The sequence below is a fragment of the Pseudoduganella sp. S-14 genome (assembly GCF_049913285.1).
Taxonomy (GTDB): Bacteria; Pseudomonadota; Gammaproteobacteria; order Burkholderiales; family Burkholderiaceae_D; genus Rugamonas.
In genome coordinates, this window is record NZ_CP183991.1 from 2,639,744 (window position 1) to 2,659,158 (window position 19,415).

A 19,415-nucleotide genomic window follows, 5' to 3' on the forward strand; every position below is an offset into this window, starting at 1 on the left:
TGGACTGGCCAATAGTGGCTTTTTTGCACAAGCTTGCAATTTCTTCTTGTGAAATTGGCCTAACCACTTTAGTCTGTGGTTATACCAAAATCGAAAATCGATCAAACCAATTTGATCATACAACTGGAGGAGACTCATGAATTACGTTGCAGGCCCTCAAACCAAACGCGCCGTACTGGCAGCAGCAGTCGCAGCGGCCGTTCTTCAGATGGCGAACCAGGCAGCCGCACAGGCCGCGGCTCCGGCAGAAGAGCCGGTGGCTTCGGTGGTGGTGACCGGCTCCCTGATCCGCCGTGTCGCCAATGAGGGCGCCACCCCGCTGGTCACCATCAAGTCCAGCGAACTGCAGGCGCGCGGCAACACCGAGTTGAAAGACCTGGTGCTGGAAATGCCGCAGTCGCTGTCGCTGGGCACCAATAGCGGCGCGGCCGGTCCGGTCATCAACCTGCGCGGCCTGGGACCGATGCGTACCCTGACGCTGCTGAACGGCCGCCGCCTGGCCAACGAGCCTTTGCAGGACCAGTATGTCTCGGTCAACGTGATGCCGCGCATGGCGCTGGACCGCGTGGAGACCCTGAACGGCGGCGCTGCTTCGATCTACGGCGCGGATGCCATCGGCGGCGTGCAGAACTTCATCACCAAGCGCGGCTTCGAAGGCGCTTCGGTCAAGGCTGAATACGCGCCGACGGAAAAGGGCGGCGCCGATACGAAGAGCTTCGGCATGATCCTGGGCGCCGGCAACCTGTCGCGCGACGGCTGGAACGCCTATATTGCGATCGACCACCAGAAGAAGGATGCGCTGTTCCAGAGCGACCGCCCGGAGCAGCATGACCCTGCCATCCTGCGCACGCTGGGCCTGGGCATCACGCCGGACGCCCGCAACGCGACCCCGGCCGCCAACTTCGGCTTTGCGCGCAACGCCAACTCGAACTACAACCCGACCTTCGCCACCGGCTGCCTTTCGCCATACGCCACGCCGACCCTGGGCAACAACAGCACCGCCACGCCGCCAGTGTATGCGCCGGGCTGCGCCCGTAATCCGCTGTACTGGAATGCGGTGACCGACGGCAGCGAGATCACCAACATCAGCGGCCGCGCCAGCATGAACCTGCCGGGCGGCCACAAGGTGGACCTGGATATCCTGCACTCCGAATTCACGGTCCAGAAATACCGCGGCATGCAGGCGCCGGGATCGACCAACCCGTTCACCACTTACTCGCTGCCGGCTTCCAGCAAATACTATCCGGGCAAGGGCATCACGCCGGCCATTCAGGTGGTGGGCAGCAATACCGGCAGCAACGCGCCGACCATGTTCATCGACCCGGCCAAGACGCCGGGCACGGTCAGTAACCTGAACATGAACAACCGGACCATCTACTTCCAGTGGGGTCCTGCAGAACTTGGCCCGGCATACCGCAATGACGAACAGACCAACGACCGCATCGTGCTGACTGCCGAAGGCGAGGTGCTGGGTTGGGACTACCGCGCCGGCCTGAATTACGGCGAGTCGAAGCGCGACACGCGTGCCGGCGCAGGCTATATCTCGTACACCAAGGCGCAGGAAGGGTTCAATAACGGCACCCTGAACCCGTTCGGCCTGCAGGACGCGGCCGGCCTGGCTTACTTGCAAAGCATCCAGGCGGACGACTATACCTATCGCCTTAACAAGGCCTTCAACCAGAGTGTCGACGTGACCCTGTCCAAGGGCGTGTGGGACCTGAAGGGCGGCCCGCTGACCCTGGCCGTTTCGGGCGAGTTGCGCCGCGACGGCGCGCAGACTTTCAATGCGCCGCTGGACTACGTGCTGAAGAAAGCCGACGGCAGTTATAACATCGATGCGGCAGGCAACGTGGTGCAATCGGACCTGGTGGGCGAGACCCCGCAAGGCGTCGCCAAGAAGATCCACCGTACCATCGCTTCGCTGCTGATGGAAGCCGATGCGCCGATTACCGACAAGTTCCTGCTGAATGCAGCGGTGCGCGCCGACCGTTACTACGACCTGAAGCAAACCACCGTCAACCCCAAGCTGGCCGCACGCTGGCAGCCGTTCCAGCAGCTGGTGCTGCGCGGTAACGTGAATACCGGCTTCCGCGCGCCGTCGATCATCGACATCCAGAACCCGACGCCGGAAGTGCGCAACCAAGTGATGGACGATCCGGTCCTGTGCCCAAGCTCCCAGCCGCTGGTGGCAGGTACCGGCACGCCAAAGGCCGGCTACACCTATGATCAGGTGTGTAACGTCGCCACCAACTACTGGACCAAGTCGCCGAACAACGATTTCCTGAAACCGGAAAAATCGCGCGGCTTCTCCCTCGGCTTCGCGCTGGAGCCGGTGAAAGACCTGTCGATCACCGTCGACTACTGGGGCCTGAAGCTGCGCGACGTGCTGGGCGCGGTGACCATCGCCGAGATCCAGCAGAATCCAGCCAAGTACGACGTGAATTTCGTGCGTAATGCGGACGGCACCATCGACCACATCGTGGCGAGCCAGGCCAACCGCGGCCAGACCCGCATCCGCGGCCTGGACCTGTCGGCCAGCTACCGCTTCCCGAAAACCAGCTTCGGCACCTTCGACGCGAAACTGGACGGCACTTATATGGACAAGTATGAGTTCCAGTCCGAGAAAAACGGTGCTTGGCTGAGCAACGTGGGCATCATCACCAACGATGGCCGCTTCGGCGGCTCGGGGCCGAACGCCGGCCTGGCCGGCCTGCCGCAGATCAACCCGCGCTGGAAGCACACCGCCTCCGTTACCTACACCAACGGCGCCTGGGCCACCACGCTGTCGCAGCGCTATAACTCGAGCGTGACCGACGTCACCCCGCGCGCCGGTTCCACCCTGACCGAAGTGGAGGCCTACAAGCAGTACAACCTGAACGTGAACTACACCGGCTTCAAGCACACGACCCTCAGTTTCGGCGTCAACAACCTGACCGAGGAATGGCCGCCACTGACTTCCAACAGCACCTATAGCGGCGGGTATGTGACCTCGATGGCTGATATGCTGGGCCGTGTGTATCGCTTCTCGGTGGAGTTCAAGTTCTAACATGCTGCTGCGTTGCCTGCTGCTGGCCTGCGTCCTGCTGCTGTCCGCAGCGGCGCAAGCCGATCCCGTGGAACAATGGGGCACGGCCGAGATCGAGCTGGCCGGACCCCGCGACGGCAACCCTTTCCTGGACGTGCAACTGGCGGCCACGTTCAGGCAAGGGGGACGCAGCGTCCCCGTGGCAGGTTTTTACGATGGCGACGGCAGTTACAAGGTCCGCTTCATGCCGGACAGCGTCGGCACCTGGCAGTATGAAACGCGCAGCAACCGGGACGCCTTGTCCGGCAAGACGGGCAAGATCCAGGTGGTGGCGCCGAAGCCGGGCAACCGCGGGCCGGTGCGCGTGCACAACACCTGGCATTTCGTCTATGCCGATGGAACCCCGTTCTGGCAGGTCGGCACCACATCCTATTCCTGGACCAACCAGCCGGCCGCCTTGCAGGAACAGACCTTGCGCACGCTGGCTACTGCGCCGTTCAACAAGCTGCGCATGGGCGTTTTCCCCAAGCGCTATGAATTCAACCGGAACGAGCCGCCACTGTATCCTTTCGAGGGGAAGGCGCCCTCGCAGTGGGATTTCAGCCGCTTCAATCCGGCCTTCTTCCGCAATTTCGAGCAGCGCGTCGGACAGTTGCGCGATCTCGGGATCGAAGCGGACATCATCCTGTTCCATCCTTATGACAAGGGGCATTGGGGCTTCGACGCCATGGCGCAGGAGGCCAATGAGCGCTACCTGCGCTACATCGTGGCGCGCCTGGCGGCCTACCGCAACGTGTGGTGGTCGATGGCCAACGAGTTCGATTTCATCAAGTCGAAGTCGATGGCGGACTGGGACCGCTACTTCCAGCTCGTGCAGGCGAGCGATCCCTACCAGCACCTGCGCTCGATCCACAATGCATTTGAGTTCTACAACCATAACAAGCCCTGGGTGACGCATGTCAGCGTGCAAAGCGGTTCGCTGGCCACGGATTTCGAGCGTGCGGTGCTGTTGCGCGATGTCTACAACAAGCCGGTGGTGTACGACGAAGTCAAATACGAGGGCAACTTCCCTCAGCGCTGGGGCAACCTGACGCCGCAGGAAATGGTGCTGCGCTTCTGGGAAGGGGCGATTGCCGGTACTTACGTCGGCCACAGCGAAACCTACACTTCGCCTGACGAGGTGGTGTGGTGGGCCAAGGGCGGCGTGCTGCACGGCCAGAGCCCGGCGCGGCTGGAGTTTTTCCGCAAGATCCTGGCGGAGAGCCCGGCGCAGGGCCTGGAGCCGATCGACAAATGGCAGGGCTTCCCGTTCGCGGGGCGGCAGGGCCAGTACTACCTTGGCTATTTTGGCCGAGAGGCGCCGGTTTCCTGGCCGGTTGTCCTGCACAACAAGGGACTTGCCGAAGGAACGACATTGCGGGCGGAGGTGATCGATACCTGGAACATGACCGTCACGCCGGTGCCGGGAGTGTTTGAAATGCGCAAGCGCGATGCGTACAACTTCGCCGACAAGGACGGGCGCAGCATTGCACTTCCGGGACGGCCCTACATGGCTGTGCGGCTGGTGCGCGTTGGCGAAGGGGCGGCTTGCGCAGGGGGAGCGGCGTGGTGCCGCGGCGAACCGTGGCTGGTCCCTCCTGCCGCGCCGACGGCTGCGGTGGCGCTGGTGCCGGCTGCGGAAACCGCGGCGGCGGCCGGCGCTTCCTACTATGTCGAGGCGCGCCTGAGGCCTGCGCCGGGATCGGCGGCGACCGATGCGAACCGCAGCGGCTACGTCATTGTGCGCTACGCCGACGACCGCAACTGGCTTGGCTTCGGCCTGGAAGCCGCGCCGGGCGGCACGATGGCGGTCAATATTCTGCGCATGATCGACGGCCAGCCGAAATTCCTGAAGCAGGTGCGCATCGAGCCGGATGCTGGCGAGGCGTTCTACACGATCCGCCTCGACGTCGACGGCGCGGCCCTTACTGCCTACCTGAACGGCACGCGCCTGATCGGTGTCGACGAAGCCAATTCGCTGCCGCCGCGCATCGGGGTGCTGGCGCAAGGCGGCCAGTTCGAGATTGATGGCTTGCGTGCGGGGAGCATGGCGCAGCCGCCGACCAGCATCGGCCTGGCCCACCAGCACAAGCAGCTTGCCTTGCAGGCCGGCGATCCGGCCCAGCGCTTTACGGTGCGCGCCGCGAGCCGCGGCGGCCTTCGTGCCCTGCGCTTTGCTGCCAGCTCGAGCGATGCCTCGGTGCTTGACGCCAGCGTGGACGGCGATGAGCTCGTGCTGGCGCCCCGCCGCGCCGGCTTTGCGGCAGTCACGCTCGCCAGTGCGGAAGATCCGAACGTGGCTGCGACGCTGGCGGTCCGCGTGGGGGCGGCGTTTGCAGCCTCTTCGCGCAGCGGCGCACTGGCAACCGGCAGCGTGTCGCCGGTGGCGGGGGAGCGCGACGTCCCGGTGGACACGCGGCTGCAGCTTCGTTTCGACCAGGCGCCGGCTCTCGGCGACAGCGGTTCGGTTCGCATCGTCCGCGCCAAAGACAATGTGACGGTCGACGTCATCCGCCCCGGCCTGGAGCTGGACGAAATCGGCGCCAGCCGGGACGGAGTCAAGCGCGTCGTCCGCTACAAGGCGATCACGCTCGATGGCGCTACTGCCACGATCCGTCCACATGACGGCAAGCTGGCATACGGCACCGACTACTACGTGCTGGTGGACGGCAAGGTGTTCACAGGCGCCGCCCTGGCCAAGGTCCCGTTCGAAGGCATCGCGAAACCGGCCGGCTGGACCTTCCGCACCCGCGACCGCGCGCCGCAAGACACGGCGCTGCGCGTGGCGCCGGCAGGCAAGGCCGACTTCCGTACCGTGCAGGGCGCGCTGGACCACGCAATGCAGAACATCCCGCGCGCGACTCCGGTTACCATCAGCCTCGCCAACGGCAAGCACGACGGCTTGCTTTACCTGCGCGGCAAGGACAATGTCACGTTGCGTGGTGACAGCCGCCATGACGCCATCATCGCCGGCGAGAACAGCGACGGCGTCAATCCTGGCAGCGGCAACGGCCAGTTGCCGCTGGCACCCGGGGCTGGCGGCGGCCGTTCCGTGTTCCTGGTCGAAGATGCGGACCTGCTGCGCCTCGACAGGCTGACATTGGTCAACACGACATGGCGCAGCAAGACTATTGGGGCACAGGCGGAAGCGCTCAACTTCAACAGCGAAGGGCGCCTGGTCGCCAACGAGGCCGATTTCCTCAGCGAGCAGGATACGATCCAGGTCAAGGGCTACGCCTGGTTCTACCGCAGCCTGGTGGCGGGCAATGTGGACTTTGTTTGGGGCTATAACCGTGCCGCCCTGTTCGAAGAATCAGAGATCCGCTCGGTAGGCGACAGCGCCAACCCCTCGAGCGGCGGCTACCTGGTGCAAGCGCGCACCGTGGCAGAAGACGATCCCGGCTTCGTCTTCCTGAACAGCCGCCTGACGCATGGTCCCGGGCCGGCCGGCAACGATGTGCCGCCCGCTGCAACCTTCCTGGCGCGGCCGGGCGTGGCCACAGCCTGGGACAATGTGCGCTTTATCAATTGCAGCGTCGGGCCGCACGTCAATGCCGCAGGCTGGTATGGCAAGCCGCGCGCCGGCAAGGGATGGGAAGAGGGCGGCAGCACCGACCTGGCGGGCAGGCCGCTGGACCTTTCGCAGCGCGCAGCAGTGCGCGTGCTGGCGCCCGCCGACGCCGCCCGTTATGACAGCCGCGCCAAGGTCTTCGCACAATACGCAAACGGGAAAGGATGGAACCCTCAGCCATGAGTAAAATTGTCCAGCATTCAGCGCGCCGCCGCAGGCTGTTGCAAGGCGCTGCCGCCGCTGGCGCCCTCGGCCTTGCCAGCGCCGCGCCGGCCGTTGCGGCGTCCGATCCGTGGTCGCGGGCGCAGGATATCCGGCGCCGTTTTGCCGTGCCGCTCCGCTTTCCCCGGCGCGACTTCCTGGTGACCGACTTTGGCGCCAGGCCCTGCGAACTGGCGAAGGTACACGGCTATCCCACGATCCGCGCCAAGGGCGAACTGGAGACGCAGGCGCCGGGATCGCATGACAGCCACCCTGCCTTCAGGGCGGCCATCGCAGCCGCGCACAAGGCGGGCGGCGGCCGTGTCGTCATCCCGGCGGGGAACTGGTACCTGAAAGGCCCGATGACGCTGCTGTCGAACGTCCACGTCCACCTGCAGGCCGGCGCGCATATCCTGTTCAGCGCCAACCCTGCCGACTATGCGCGCGATGGCGACTTTGACTGCGGCAGCAACGGCAAGCTGGTGCTTACGCGCTGGCAAGGCAACGATTGCCTTAACTTCAGTCCCATGGTCTATGCGCGCGGCCAGCAGAACATCGCCCTCACCGGCGAAGACTGGAGCAGCATCCTGAACGGCCAGGCCGGCGTCCCTTTCGAAGACGGCGGCGGCAACTGCTGGTGGGGCATGAATCCGAAAGGCGCCTTGCCCGGCGCCGTGCACCAGGCCATCCCGAACCCTGCCAATCCGTCTTCGCTGGCGCAAGTGGCGCCCCAGCTCGATGCCGAGGCGCGGGCCAGGATACAGGGACCGGGCGAGGGCTGGCGCGCAGACGCAAGCCTGTTACCGGCACTTTCCGAAGCCGGCGTTGCGCCGGAAAAGCGGGTATTCGGCCTTGGCCATTTCCTGCGTCCTTCGATGATCCAGTTCGTCGACTGCACCAATGTGCTGATGCAAGGTTATATGGTCGTCAACACGCCGATGTGGATCCACCATCCGCTCAACTCGCGCAACGTGCACATCAAGCGCGTGCGCATGGACAGCATCGGTCCCAACTCCGACGGCATCGACCCGGAGGCCTGCGACACGGTGCTGGTCGAGGGTTGCGAATTCAATACCGGCGACGACTGCATCGCCATCAAATCCGGCAAGAACCGCGACACCCAATACGGCCCGACGCGCAATATGCTGATCCAGGATTGCGTGATGAACAGCGGCCATGGCGGCATCACGCTGGGCAGCGAAATGTCGGCCGGCATCGAGCATATCTATGCGCAGAACATCGAGTTCCGCAACGCGCACTGGGCCAGCGACCCGCTGTGGACCGCGATCCGCCTGAAGACCAATATGAACCGCGGCGGGTACTTGCGCCACCTTCACGTGCGCAACATCACGCTGCCAAATGGCGTGCAGACCACGCCACGGCCCTACAAGCCCCTGCCGGGCAACAGCCTGGGCGGCAAGCTGCCGTCGACCGGCGGCGGCGCGGTGCTGACAATCGACTGCGACTACGCTCCTGCGGACGATATCGTGCGCAGCCGGCCGCCCAGGGTGTCCGACGTCCACCTCAGCGGCATCCGCGCCAGCAACGTGCAAGGCCCGGATGGGGCCTTCTCCTGCAGCCAGGTCATGGTGGTGCTGGGCCCTGTGCCGGGCAGCTATAACGGGCCGCCCGGCACGCCCGTGCTGCCGCTGCGCGATATCTCCATCACCGATGCCGATTTCGGCACGCCGCGCAATACCGCCGATCCCTGGTTCGTTTTCAACGCCAGGCGCGTCAGGCTTGCCAATGTGCGGATAGCCGGGAAAACCATCAACACGGAGCTGAACGCATGAAGAAGATGCTTGTGCTGCTGGCGGCGGCCGTGTTCGCGGCTGGGGGGGCGCAGGCGCAGGATGCTGGCCCGATCGAGCGCTGGGGCAGCAAGGAAGTTTCGCTGAGCGGGCCGCGCGACGGCAATCCCTTCACCGAGGTGGAAATTTCAGCCACCTTCCGCCAGGGCCTGCGCCAGATGACGGTGGACGGCTTTTACGACGGCAATGGCCAGTACAAAGTACGCTTCATGCCCGATGCCGCCGGCGAATGGGAGTACGAAACCCACAGCAATCGCACAACGCTTGACGGCAGGCGAGGCAGCTTCACGGTCATTGCAGCGAAACCCGGCAACCACGGTCCGGTGCGGGTGAAGGGCGTGCATCATTTCGGCTATGAGGACGGCACGCCGTTCTGGCAAGTGGGCACCACCAGTTACGGCTGGACCCACCAGCCGGAATCCGTCGAGCGCCAGACCCTGGCGACCCTGACGGCGGGGCCGTTCAACAAGATCCGCATGCTGGTATTTCCGAACCAGGACGTCAGGCACCAGCCGCCGCGCTACCCCTTCGAAGGCACGCCGCCGAAAGAGTGGGACTTCACGCGCTTCAATCCCGAATTCTTCCGCCACCTGGAGCAGCGCATCGGCGACTTGCGTGCTCTTGGCATCGAGGCTGACGTCATCCTGTTCCATCCCTATGACAAAGGCTTCTGGGGCTTCGACCAGATGCCGGCCGAAGCCAATGAGCGTTACCTGCGTTATGTGGTCGCGCGGCTGGCTTCCTACCGCAACGTCTGGTGGTCGATGGCGAATGAATTCGACTACCTGGTCAAGAAGCAGATGCCGGAGTGGGACCGCTACTTCGAAATCGTCCAGCAGCGCGATCCCTACCAGCACCTGCGCTCGATCCACAATGCCATGGTGCTGTACAACCACACCAAGCCTTGGGTAACGCACGTCAGCGTGCAAAGCGGCGCCATTGCGGAGGACTTCGAGCGCGCCGTACTGCTGCGCGACGTGTACTCGAAGCCCGTGGTCTACGACGAGGTGAAATACGAGGGCAATATCGAGCGCCGCTGGGGGCAACTGTCCGGGCAGGAAATGGTGCTGCGATTCTGGATGGGGGCGATTGCCGGCACTTATGTCGGTCATAGCGAAATCTTCAAGGACCCTGGCGACATGTCCTGGCTGGGCAAGGGCGGGACCATGCGCGGTGAAAGCCCGCCGCGGCTGGCGTTCTTCCGCAAGATCCTTTCCGGCGGCCCGGCCGAAGGGCTGGAGCCGATCGACAAATGGCAGGAGTATCCGTTTGCCGGCAAGCCTGGCCAGTACTACCTGGGCTATTTCGGCCGCCAGGCGCCTGTTGCCTGGCCTTTCGTGCTGGCCAAGCCAGGCCTGGCAGATGGCATGAAGTTCAAGGCCGAGGTGATCGATACCTGGAACATGCTGGTCACGCCGGTGGAAGGCACGTTCGTAATCCGGAAACGCGACAACTACAGCTTCGCCGACAAGGACGGCCGCAGCATCGCGCTGCCCGGCCGTCCCTACATGGCCTTGCGCATCACGAGGCTGCCGTGAAGCGCGGCGCGGCACCAGCGGCCAGGCGCCGCCGGCCCGTGGCCCCTGCCTGCGGAGACCACAGGCGGGGAAAATGCATCCGCAGTTCGCGCAGGGCCAATTAGTTAGAATGTCTGCCGTCTTTGCTATGGGGAGACATTCTTGGAAAGCTCGAAGGGACATCAGATCGCGGCCGGCGCCGGCCTGACGCTGGCTGGGTTACTGGCCTACCTGCTGCTGTGGCCAGTGCCCGCTGAACCGGTTTCGTGGACGCCACAACAGGCGCCGGGATACCTTGCTGCGCATGCGCCAAACACGCGGCTCGCCGGCCTGCGGAAAATCGACATCGGCACCGAGCAAGGCCCTGAGCACCTGGCCATGGGCCCGGACGGCAAGCTGTACGCCGCCGTCGCCAGTGGAAAAATCCTGCGCATGGCGCCTGATGGCAGCCAGCGCGAAGTCTTCGCCAGCACTGGCGGACGGGTGCTCGGCTTCGACTTCGACGCCGGAGGGCGCCTGATTGCAGCCGACGCGATGAAAGGCCTGCTGGCCATTTCCCCGGACGGCAAGGTCACCGTGCTGGCCGCGCAAGTCGCGCAAGGCGATCCAATCCGTTATGCCGATGGCGTCGTGGTGGCACCCAGCGGCATGATCTACTTCACCGACGCCTCGACCCGCTTTGCGCCCGCCGAGTGGGGCGGCACGTTCGAGGCCATCGTACTGGATATCCTCGAACAGTCGGCAACCGGCCGCGTGCTGGCCTATGACCCATCGAACGGCAGTACGCGCGTGCTCGCCGGCGGCTTTTCGTTCGCCAACGGCATCGCGCTGTCGGGAGACGGGCGCACCCTGTTCGTCAGCGAGACAGGCCGCTACCGCATCTGGAAAATCGATGCGCAAAGCGGCAAGCGCGAAGTCCTGCTGGATAACCTGCCAGGCTATCCCGACAACCTGATGCGCGGTCGTGACGGCAAGATCTGGACCGGCCTGGTCAAGCCGCGCAATCCGACCATCGACAAGCTGGCGCAAAAGCCCTTCATGCGCAAGCTCACGCTGCGCTTGCCGCGCACCCTGTGGCCGGTGCCGAAAGCCTATGGCCACGTGTTCGCCTTCAGCGAAGATGGCAAGGTGCTGGCCGACCTGCAGGACCCTTCCGGCGCCTACCCGGAAGCCACGGCAGTTCTCGAAAGCCAGGACCGCCTTTATATCCAGAGCCTGCACGCAGCCTATATCGGCTGGATGCCACGGCCCTGACCGGCCGGCGCGTCGTCTGGCGGCGCCGGCGGGGGCGCTGGCGCTGCCGGCGTCGGCACGACGATCGTCGTGGTGTTGACGGCGCCGGTGACGCGCTGCTGGACGACCTGCATGGCAACTGCCTTGCGCGGTGGTTCGGGCCGGGGTGGTTTCGGAAACATGGCTTCTCCTGGATGTGCGGTCAGGCCCATATCGGGTGCCCGGTCAAATTTACAAGCACATAATGTTGCCAATTTGGTCAAAGCGAATCGTGCGCCGGATAGTTGTGTCTATAATTCCCTACGACAATTTTCCTCTTCGCCATGTACAGGAATCGAACTCCCTTGCTGTTGCTGGCCGTACTGTCCCTGGCGCCGGGCGCGCGCGCTGCAGGCCTGGCCGATGGCGACATCGCCGACCTCACGCTGGAACAACTGAATGAAATTGTGGTGACCTCGGTTTCGCGGCAGGAAGAGAGGCTAAGCAAGGCCGCCGCTTCGCTGTTCGTCATCAGCGCCACCGATATCCGCCGCAGCGGCGTGCGCTCGCTGCCGGAAGCACTGCGCCTGGCGCCAAACCTGGAAGTGGCGCGTATCGACGCGCGCAACTATGCGATCAGCGCGCGCGGCTTCAACGGCGCGTTCGCCAACAAGCTGCTGGTGCTGATCGACGGCCGCAGCATCTATTCGCCGTTCTTCTCCGCCGTGTTCTGGGACGCCCAGTCGGTGGTGATGGAAGACATCGAACGCATTGAAGTGATCAGCGGCCCCGGCGCCACCATCTGGGGCGTGAACGCCGTCAACGGCGTGATCAACATCATCACGCGCAACGCGAAGGACAGCCAGGGCACGCTGCTGTCGGTGGCGGCGGCGAGTGGCGAGGGCGATGCCAGCCTGCGCTTCGGCGGGCGCCTGCCGCACAATGGCTACTACCGCGCCTATGCGCAAGCCATGGCTTCCGAAGACACCGAGACCGAAGCCGGGCTTAACACCTACACCGGCATGCAGCGCCGCCAGGCCGGCTTGCGCGCCGACTGGGGCCTGGACCAAGGCAGCTTCGCCGTGTCGGGCGACGCCTACCAGGCCAACCTGGGCCAGCTCGGCACGCGCGATATCCGCCTGTCCGGCGCCAACATGGTGGCGCGCTACATGCGCCAGCTGGCCGAAGACAGTGCGCTGCGCCTGCAGCTGGTACTGGACCACACGGAACGCTACCAGCCCGGCGCCTACGTCGACCGGCTCGATACGGTCGAACTGGAAGGCCAGCACGACGTACGCTTCGGCCTCCACAAGCTGTCCTGGGGCGGCGGCTATCGCCATTCGCGCGACGACAATACGCCTGGCCCGAACTTCGGCTTCTGGCCCTACGAGCGCAATATGCATTGGGGGAACCTGTTCGCGCAGGACGAGGCGGCCTTGTCGCCGACACTGCGCGCCACCGTCGGCGTGAAGGTGGAGCACAACACCTACACGGGCTCCGAAGTGCTGCCCACGCTGCGCCTGGCGTGGAGCCCGGATGCCAGGCAAACGGTCTGGGGCGCGCTGTCGCGCACCGTGCGGGCGCCGGCGCGCACCGACCGCGACTTCGTGCAGCCGCCCGCGCCGCGCATGATAGGCGGCGTACCGCGTTTCACCGTCGGCACCAGCCCCGAATTCGAATCCGAGGTGGCCAAGGTGCTGGAACTGGGCTACCGGGCGCAGCCGGGGCAGAACTGGTCGTACTCGGCCACGGCCTGGTACGCCGATTACGACAAGCTGCGCACCCTGGAACCGAACGCCACGGCCGAACCTTACCGCGGCATCCTGGAATTCCGCAACCAGGCGGAAGGGCGCACGCGCGGCATCGAACTGTGGGCGCGCTGGCAACCGATGCTGCGCTGGCGCCTGAATGCCGGCCTGGTGATGCAGGACATCGACACCAGGCTCAAGCCAGGCAGCAAGGACGCCAGCAGCATCGGCATCCTGATCAACGACCCGCACAGCTACTGGCAGTTGCGTTCTTCCCACGAAATTGGCGAACGCATCCAGTTCGACTGGACATTACGTTACAACGGCAGCATGCCTAAACCTCATGTTCCGTCGTATCATGAGCTGGATGCGAACCTGGTCTGGAAAGCCAGCCAGAATATTGACGTCGCGCTCGCCGGACAGAACCTGCTGCATGCACGGCATGGCGAGTGGGGCGGCTACCCCGGCCGCAATGTGTTCGAACGGCGGGCAGTCCTGAAATTGACGATGCGATACTAACGAAATGGTCAGCGCAAGCCTTGCTTTATGGGCCGTGCCGCCGCTGGCGGCCGGCCGTTGGCGCAACCGCCTCCTGGCGCTGGCGCTGATGCTGCTCGCCTTCAGCTGCCTGGCGGTCGGCTCCCAGCAGAACGGCGCGACGCCGGTGCTCGAGCGCAGCGTCAAGGCTGCGTTCCTGTATAAATTCCTGGGCTATCTGGAGTTTCCATCCGATCCCGGGCCGACGCTGGTGGTGGGCGTGCTGGGGGCGGACGAGGTGGCGGCGCAACTGGCGCAGATCAGCAGCGGCCGCAATGTCGGCAACCGCAGCATCAGCGTGCGCAAGCTGGGCGAGGGCGATGCGCTGGGCGGCCTGCACCTGCTGTTCGTCGGCAGCGATGCCAGCCTGCCGGAAGCTGCGCTGCGCGCAGCGGAAAAGAACGGTACCGTCACGGTCACCGAGCAGGATGATGGCTTGCAAATTGGGAGCGTCATCAATTTCCGCCTGGTTGACGAGCGCGTGCGATTTGAAGTCTCTCTGCCGGCGGCCGAACGCTGCAATGTACGACTCAGTTCACGCTTGCTGTCGGTCGCCTATTACGTGCAGAAAGGCGGGCAGTAATGGTCACCAGGGCGGCAGGATCGGTTCGCATCAAGCTGATCCTGACGGCACTGGTCACTACTTTCGTCGCGTTGGTGGTGACCACGGTGACGATGCTGGTGTACGACCTGCAAAGCTTCCAGCAGGGCTGGATCGATGACCTGACCACGCAGGCCGAACTGGTGGCCACGGCGTCGGCGCCGGCGCTCTCGTTCAACGATCCGCGTGCGGCGCGCCAGAACCTGGGGCTGCTGCGCGTGCGGCCGCAGATCGAGGCCGGCGCGATCTATGCCGTTAATGGCGCCTTGTTCGCATCCTATGTGCACGCGCCGTCCGAAATACCGGCCCTGCCGCAGAAACCGGGCCCGCTCGGCTATTTCATCGAAGGCGGGCGCATGGTGGTGACCCACCCGATCGTCGAAGACGGCGAGCGCATCGGCACGGTGTACCTGAGCGCCTCCTACCGCCTGCTGGACCGCGTGCAAAGCTACGCCCTGATCCTGCTGGGCGTGATGCTGGGCAGCCTGCTGCTGGCTGCGCTTGTCGCGCACCGGCTGCAGCAGGCCATCACGCGCCCGCTGCTGGCCATGACCGACGTGGCGCGCGCGGTGATGCAGCGCCGCGATTATTCGCTGCGCGTCGGCGAACGTGCCAGCGGCGAAATCGGCACGCTGGTCGACGCCTTCAACGACATGCTGGCCGAAATCGCACGCCGCGCCAATGCGCTGCAGGATGCCAACCTCACGCTGGAGCACGAAATGACCGTGCGGCAGGGCGCCGAGCGCGCGCTGCTGCTGGCCGACCGCCGCAAGGACGAGTTCCTTGCCACGCTGGCGCACGAACTGCGCAACCCGCTGGCGCCGATCCGCACCGGCCTCGACATCATGCGCATCAATGCCCGCGACCAGGTGGCATGCGAACGCGCGCGCTCCATCATGGAGCGCCAGTTGAAGCAGATGGTGCGGCTGGTGGACGACCTGCTGGACGTCTCGCGCATCAACACCGGCAAGCTGACCATCCGCCGCGAGCAGCTCATGCTGCAGGATGTGGTGAACGATGCGCTGGAACTGGCGCGGCCTTTCATTGCTGCGCAGGGACATACCCTGCATGTGCAGGTGCCGGAGCAGGCGGTCTACCTGGTGGGCGATGCCACGCGCCTGGCGCAGGTGATTTCCAACCTGTTGCATAACGCCGCCAAGTACACCGCGCGCGGCGGCACTATCGCGCTGGAAGCCGAGGTGCGCGCGGGCCAGGTCGAGCTGCGCGTGCGCGACAACGGCATCGGTATTTCGCCAGCGATGCTGCACGCTATTTTCGAGATGTTCATCCAGGCCGACTCCTCGCTCGAGCGCAGCACGGCGGGCCTGGGGGTCGGCCTGTCGCTGGCGCGCAAGCTGGTGGAACTGCACGGCGGCAGCATCCGCGCCGACAGCGCCGGCGAAGGGCAGGGCAGCACCTTCATCGTCACGCTGCCGGCGCTGGCCGACGGCCGTGTCATGACGCCTGCGGCGGCAACGTTGCCGGCCGACGCGCGCCTGCACCGCGTCCTGCTGGCCGACGACAATGTCGACTTCGTCAATGGCATCGGCGGCCTGCTGCGCTCGATGGGCCACCAGGTGCATATCTCGCATGACGGCAAGCAGGCGCTGGCGGCCGCCGAAGCGTTCGCACCGGAATTCGCCTTCCTCGACATCGGCTTGCCGGAGTTGAATGGCTATGACCTGGCGCGGGCGCTGAAGCGCCTGCCGGCCCTGCGCCATACGGTGCTGGTGGCGGTGACGGGCTGGGGGCAGCAGAAGGACCGCCAGCAAGCGTTCGAGGCCGGCTTCCACCATCACCTGGTGAAGCCGGTCAGTATTGACCAGCTCCAGGAAATCCTGGCTCACGCTGGCCCTTGATATCCGGCGAAAGCGCCCGATCTGCGTTAACAGGCACCGTTAATCGAGGAGTCATGTCATGCGAGCGCACATCACACCCGACCCGGAATCCCCTCCGCCCGAGCCGGAAAAAGACCCGCCCCCGGACGACCTGCCACGGCCGGCCGAGCCGCCTATTGAGGAACCGGTGCCGAAGCCGCCCCCGATGCAGGCTTGACCCCCGCGTCTGGCAGGGGAGGAATCTGGCGAATCTGCTCGTCAGTATCCTGTTCGCCCGGCGTTTTTTCGCCGCTGCCGATGTCGGCTTCTTCAATGAAATGGCGGCCTTTTTCAGGCTGCGATTTTGCTGGCTGTTCCATACTGGTTCCTCCTTGTGGCCGATGCTACCAGCGCCCCATGCCCGCTGTCGCTTGTTTGCTAAAAGGAAATAGGTGTTGTGTTCTGAGAATATATTTTGCGCTGTCACGAAACAGTCACGCTTCGCTATCTATAATAGGTCATCGACACACGCTTTTTCTTCGTCGGAGGCCGCGATGGGCAATTCCCTGCACAACAAGATCTACCTCAAACGCCGCATTGACCTGCACAGCCGCCGTGTCCAGGCGCTGGTCTGTGCAACTGCCGTGACGGGGCTGGCGCTGGCATGGCTGGCGCTGCGCGCGCTCAAGTAAGCTTGCCGCCTCCGGTGCGGGCGCGTACCATGATGGGTTGCAAAGGCACCATCATGGAATACGAGCAATGAAAAATGAAAAACTGAGCACCGACGAATTCAACGCGCTGGAAGAGATTGCCCGCGGCATCAAGGGCAAGCCCAGCGCTTGCGTCGGCCGCAACAGCAAGCGCCTGTCCGGCATCAAGTTCATCAAGTTTGAGCGCAGCGGGGCCATCATCCTGACCGATGCCGGCCGCCAGCAGCTGTTCCTGCGCCGTTGCGTGATGGCCTTGCGTGCGCTGGCCGTGGCGCCCGGTGCGGTGGCGGACAAGGACGTAGCCCTGTTCCTGGGCAAGAAGTCGCACATCGTGGCGACCGAAGACGGTTTTGCCATCACTGAAAAAGGCCGCGAGTCGCTGGCCGATATCGAAGCGCAGGGCATGTAAGCCCATGTCCAGCCACCTGCTCAGCGAAGGCCAGCCCAGCCGCAGCGCGCTGATGGTGGCGCGCTTGCGCGCAGCGCACCAGCTGCTGGACACGCCCGCCATTTTCGACGATCCGCTGGCGCTGCCGGTGCTGGGGCCGGAAGACTGTGTGCAAGTGCAGTCCAATGCGCGCGTCTACGACGCCGGCTTCAGCCGCATCCTGCGCGCTGCCATGGCCGTGCGCAGCCGCTTTGCCGAAGATGAACTGGCGCGTGCCGCTGCGGCCGGCGTGCGGCAATACGTGGTGCTGGGCGCGGGCCTTGATACCTTCGCCTGCCGCCGCCAGCATGACGCGGCGCTGCAGGTGTTCGAAGTGGACCATCCCGCCACCCAGGCGTGGAAGCGCAAGCTGCTGGCGGCCAGCAGCATCACCGTGCCGGACAGCCTGCGTTTCGTGCCGGTCGATTTCGAACGCGATGCGCTGGCCGATGCGCTGCGTGCGGCCGGCTGCCGCCTGGACCGGCCGGTGTTTTTCTCCTGGCTCGGCGTCACCTTGTACCTGACCGAACAGGCCATTTTCCACACCCTGGGTTTCGTCGCCAGACTTCCTTCCGGCAGCGGCATCGTGTTCGATTACGGCATCAAGCCGGAGCTGCTCGATACCCTCGAGCGGGCCGGCGTCGAGTACTTTGCGCGCCGTTATGCCGAGCAGGGCGAGCCCTGGCTGTCGTATTTTGATCCTGCCGAACTGTGCGCGCGCCTGCGCGATTTGGATTTTTCCGCAGTGCAAGATTTTGGGCGCGATGCCCTTGAACGTCGCTATTTTGCTGGGCGCGGGGACAATCTGCGCCTCGGCGGCGGCACGCATTTAATGCTCGCTAGCAACTAAAAAGTTAATATTTTTGGAATGTTTCTTCTACTAGATGTAGTTTAGTTTCATGCTACCTTCCGGAGCGGTCGTGCCCAATGCGGAATCCGCATTTGCTTATGCTGGTTTCGCATATGGCACGGCCATTCTCTTAAAACTCAAAAGGAAGCAGAGAAATGACCATTCTGATTGAAACCACCCACATCCAGATCACCGACTCCACCGAGCCGGAATACCTGATGGACGACATGAGCGGCGCCCTGGCCGACGTGAGCGTCTCCTGCTGCACCTGCTCCTGCTCTTGCTGCTGCTAAACGGTTAAGTCCGGACACCGGCGTCGTTGCCTCGTGCAGCACCGCCGGTGCCACGCCTTTTTCTGAGATTGGTTAAGAGAATGAGTGAGTCCCTGTACATCTCGCCGCTGGCCGAAGTGACCACGCTGGGCGAAGACAAGATTGCCATTTCCGTCGTCGGGCGCCGCTTCACGGTGGAAGACCGGGTCGGCATCCTGAAAAGCATCCTGGCCGACGCCGCGCAAGGCGTCACGCTGAAAAAACTGCTCGACGACCGCGCCGAGAGCTTCCCGCCCGAGGCGGTGGAAGCGGCGGTCAATGCCCTGGTCGAGGCGCGCGTGCTGCTGAAGCAGAACGGACGCAGCGGCGGCGATGCCACCTTCCACCACCTGCAGCACCGCCGCGAGCAGGACGGCATGTCCGGCCCGGCACAGCGCCCGCACTACGACAAGTCCAACTGGATGCTGGCGCTGGCCGGCACCGGCTCCTGCGCCGATGCGCTGGCCGCTTCGCTGACCGAACTCGGCGTGCAGGTGGAGCGCGTGGTGCGCGACGGCCCCTTGCCGGACAAGGGCGAACGCCGCGCGCTGCTGCTGGTGGCGTCCGATTTCGACGACATCGCGCTGTTCCGCGCCATGAATGCCACCGCCGTTGCTGCCGGCTGGCCGGCGCTGTTCGTCGGCATCGACTGGAACACCGTGCATTGCGGCCCCCTGGTGCTGCCGAAAGCCACCGGCTGCTACGAATGCTATTTCCACCGCGTGCGTTCGACCCGCAAGTTCGTGGCGGAATTCGACATGCGCAGCCAGTCCGAGAACATCCTGTACCACGCGCTGCCAAGCCGCCTTGCCGTCCAGTTCGGCGTGGCCGAGGCATCGCGCCTGGCGCTGCAGTTCCTGGCCGGCACGCTGGAAGGCTTGCAGCAAAGCGTGTTCAGCGAAATCGACAGCGCAAGCGGCGAGATCGTGCGTTCGCGCGTGCTGCGCTTGCCGCGTTGCCAGGTGTGCGGCACCGCCAGCACCGAGCGTCCGGTAGGCAGCGTATTCCAGCAGGCGCTGTTGCGCCGTCGGGCCTGAG

General features: G+C 64.6%; 15 protein-coding genes. 13 read left to right on the forward strand and 2 right to left on the reverse strand.

The annotated features are described in order from the left end of the window. Nucleotides 1-136 precede the first annotated feature (136 nt). From ACN9MZ_RS12190 to ACN9MZ_RS12210, 5 genes are all read left to right on the forward strand, one after another. On the forward strand, nucleotides 137-3,046 hold the full coding sequence (locus tag ACN9MZ_RS12190) for a TonB-dependent receptor domain-containing protein (RefSeq protein ID WP_426342373.1): 2,910 nt from the start codon (nucleotides 137-139) through the stop codon (nucleotides 3,044-3,046). A gap of 1 nt (nucleotide 3,047) precedes the next feature. After that, nucleotides 3,048-6,818: a pectinesterase family protein gene (locus tag ACN9MZ_RS12195; RefSeq protein ID WP_426342374.1), complete on the forward strand. Its 3,771-nt coding sequence runs from the start codon at nucleotides 3,048-3,050 to the stop codon at nucleotides 6,816-6,818. Further along, nucleotides 6,815-8,629, forward strand: a complete 1,815-nt coding sequence (locus ACN9MZ_RS12200; protein ID WP_426342375.1) for a glycoside hydrolase family 28 protein — start codon at nucleotides 6,815-6,817, stop codon at nucleotides 8,627-8,629. The genes ACN9MZ_RS12195 and ACN9MZ_RS12200 overlap by 4 nt, the downstream gene beginning before the upstream one ends. After that, nucleotides 8,626-10,185: a DUF5060 domain-containing protein gene (locus ACN9MZ_RS12205; RefSeq protein ID WP_426342376.1), complete on the forward strand. Its 1,560-nt coding sequence runs from the start codon at nucleotides 8,626-8,628 to the stop codon at nucleotides 10,183-10,185. The genes ACN9MZ_RS12200 and ACN9MZ_RS12205 overlap by 4 nt, the downstream gene beginning before the upstream one ends. 141 nt (nucleotides 10,186-10,326) lie before the next feature. Next, nucleotides 10,327-11,418: an SMP-30/gluconolactonase/LRE family protein gene (locus tag ACN9MZ_RS12210; RefSeq protein WP_426342377.1), complete on the forward strand. Its 1,092-nt coding sequence runs from the start codon at nucleotides 10,327-10,329 to the stop codon at nucleotides 11,416-11,418. On the opposite strand, the gene ACN9MZ_RS12215 is transcribed toward ACN9MZ_RS12210, so the two are convergent. After that, nucleotides 11,391-11,579 (reverse strand): hypothetical protein, encoded by a 189-nt coding sequence (locus tag ACN9MZ_RS12215; protein WP_426342378.1) that lies wholly within the window; start codon nucleotides 11,577-11,579, stop codon nucleotides 11,391-11,393. The genes ACN9MZ_RS12210 and ACN9MZ_RS12215 overlap by 28 nt on opposite strands. 141 nt (nucleotides 11,580-11,720) lie before the next feature. On the opposite strand from ACN9MZ_RS12215, the gene ACN9MZ_RS12220 reads away from it, so the two are divergent. Genes ACN9MZ_RS12220 through ACN9MZ_RS12230 form a run of 3 tightly spaced genes read left to right on the forward strand, consistent with a single transcriptional unit; the run spans nucleotide 11,721 to nucleotide 16,121 of the window. Beyond that, the gene (locus ACN9MZ_RS12220; protein ID WP_426342379.1) at nucleotides 11,721-13,643 is read left to right on the forward strand and encodes a TonB-dependent receptor plug domain-containing protein; all 1,923 of its coding nucleotides are present in this window, start codon (nucleotides 11,721-11,723) and stop codon (nucleotides 13,641-13,643) included. A gap of 4 nt (nucleotides 13,644-13,647) precedes the next feature. Further along, a complete protein-coding gene (locus ACN9MZ_RS12225; RefSeq protein WP_426342380.1) occupies nucleotides 13,648-14,244 on the forward strand; it encodes a YfiR family protein in 597 nt (198 codons plus the stop codon). Next, nucleotides 14,244-16,121 carry an ATP-binding protein gene (locus ACN9MZ_RS12230; RefSeq protein WP_426342381.1) on the forward strand — a complete coding sequence of 626 codons (1,878 nt, stop codon included), beginning with the start codon at nucleotides 14,244-14,246 and terminating at the stop codon, nucleotides 16,119-16,121. Before ACN9MZ_RS12225 ends, ACN9MZ_RS12230 begins: the two co-directional genes overlap by 1 nt. A gap of 152 nt (nucleotides 16,122-16,273) precedes the next feature. On the opposite strand, the gene ACN9MZ_RS12235 is transcribed toward ACN9MZ_RS12230, so the two are convergent. Further along, complete coding sequence (locus tag ACN9MZ_RS12235; RefSeq protein WP_426342382.1) at nucleotides 16,274-16,459, reverse strand: hypothetical protein; 186 nt, start codon at nucleotides 16,457-16,459, stop codon at nucleotides 16,274-16,276. Between the two features lie 174 nt (nucleotides 16,460-16,633). On the opposite strand from ACN9MZ_RS12235, the gene ACN9MZ_RS12240 reads away from it, so the two are divergent. The 5 genes from ACN9MZ_RS12240 (at nucleotide 16,634) to ACN9MZ_RS12260 (ending at nucleotide 19,414) form a co-directional block, all read left to right on the forward strand. Then, on the forward strand, nucleotides 16,634-16,771 hold the full coding sequence (locus ACN9MZ_RS12240; protein WP_426342383.1) for a hypothetical protein: 138 nt from the start codon (nucleotides 16,634-16,636) through the stop codon (nucleotides 16,769-16,771). 67 nt (nucleotides 16,772-16,838) lie between these two features. Continuing rightward, a complete protein-coding gene (locus ACN9MZ_RS12245; protein ID WP_426342384.1) occupies nucleotides 16,839-17,198 on the forward strand; it encodes a hypothetical protein in 360 nt (119 codons plus the stop codon). A gap of 4 nt (nucleotides 17,199-17,202) precedes the next feature. Beyond that, nucleotides 17,203-18,066: a class I SAM-dependent methyltransferase gene (locus tag ACN9MZ_RS12250; protein WP_426342385.1), complete on the forward strand. Its 864-nt coding sequence runs from the start codon at nucleotides 17,203-17,205 to the stop codon at nucleotides 18,064-18,066. A gap of 155 nt (nucleotides 18,067-18,221) precedes the next feature. Then, nucleotides 18,222-18,359 (forward strand): hypothetical protein, encoded by a 138-nt coding sequence (locus tag ACN9MZ_RS12255; RefSeq protein WP_154668206.1) that lies wholly within the window; start codon nucleotides 18,222-18,224, stop codon nucleotides 18,357-18,359. A gap of 80 nt (nucleotides 18,360-18,439) precedes the next feature. Next, on the forward strand, nucleotides 18,440-19,414 hold the full coding sequence (locus ACN9MZ_RS12260; RefSeq protein WP_426342386.1) for a TOMM precursor leader peptide-binding protein: 975 nt from the start codon (nucleotides 18,440-18,442) through the stop codon (nucleotides 19,412-19,414). Nucleotide 19,415 lies beyond the last annotated feature (1 nt).

Coding starts and splice junctions, on each gene's coding strand:
- ACN9MZ_RS12190 (WP_426342373.1), top strand. CDS start 137: ATGAATTACGTTGCAGGCCCTCAAACCAAACGCGCCGTACTGGCAGCA.
- ACN9MZ_RS12195 (WP_426342374.1), top strand. CDS start 3,048: ATGCTGCTGCGTTGCCTGCTGCTGGCCTGCGTCCTGCTGCTGTCCGCA.
- ACN9MZ_RS12200 (WP_426342375.1), top strand. CDS start 6,815: ATGAGTAAAATTGTCCAGCATTCAGCGCGCCGCCGCAGGCTGTTGCAA.
- ACN9MZ_RS12205 (WP_426342376.1), top strand. CDS start 8,626: ATGAAGAAGATGCTTGTGCTGCTGGCGGCGGCCGTGTTCGCGGCTGGG.
- ACN9MZ_RS12215 (WP_426342378.1), bottom strand. CDS start 11,579: ATGTTTCCGAAACCACCCCGGCCCGAACCACCGCGCAAGGCAGTTGCC.
- ACN9MZ_RS12220 (WP_426342379.1), top strand. CDS start 11,721: ATGTACAGGAATCGAACTCCCTTGCTGTTGCTGGCCGTACTGTCCCTG.
- ACN9MZ_RS12225 (WP_426342380.1), top strand. CDS start 13,648: ATGGTCAGCGCAAGCCTTGCTTTATGGGCCGTGCCGCCGCTGGCGGCC.
- ACN9MZ_RS12230 (WP_426342381.1), top strand. CDS start 14,244: ATGGTCACCAGGGCGGCAGGATCGGTTCGCATCAAGCTGATCCTGACG.
- ACN9MZ_RS12235 (WP_426342382.1), bottom strand. CDS start 16,459: ATGGAACAGCCAGCAAAATCGCAGCCTGAAAAAGGCCGCCATTTCATT.
- ACN9MZ_RS12240 (WP_426342383.1), top strand. CDS start 16,634: ATGGGCAATTCCCTGCACAACAAGATCTACCTCAAACGCCGCATTGAC.
- ACN9MZ_RS12245 (WP_426342384.1), top strand. CDS start 16,839: ATGAAAAATGAAAAACTGAGCACCGACGAATTCAACGCGCTGGAAGAG.
- ACN9MZ_RS12250 (WP_426342385.1), top strand. CDS start 17,203: ATGTCCAGCCACCTGCTCAGCGAAGGCCAGCCCAGCCGCAGCGCGCTG.
- ACN9MZ_RS12255 (WP_154668206.1), top strand. CDS start 18,222: ATGACCATTCTGATTGAAACCACCCACATCCAGATCACCGACTCCACC.
- ACN9MZ_RS12260 (WP_426342386.1), top strand. CDS start 18,440: ATGAGTGAGTCCCTGTACATCTCGCCGCTGGCCGAAGTGACCACGCTG.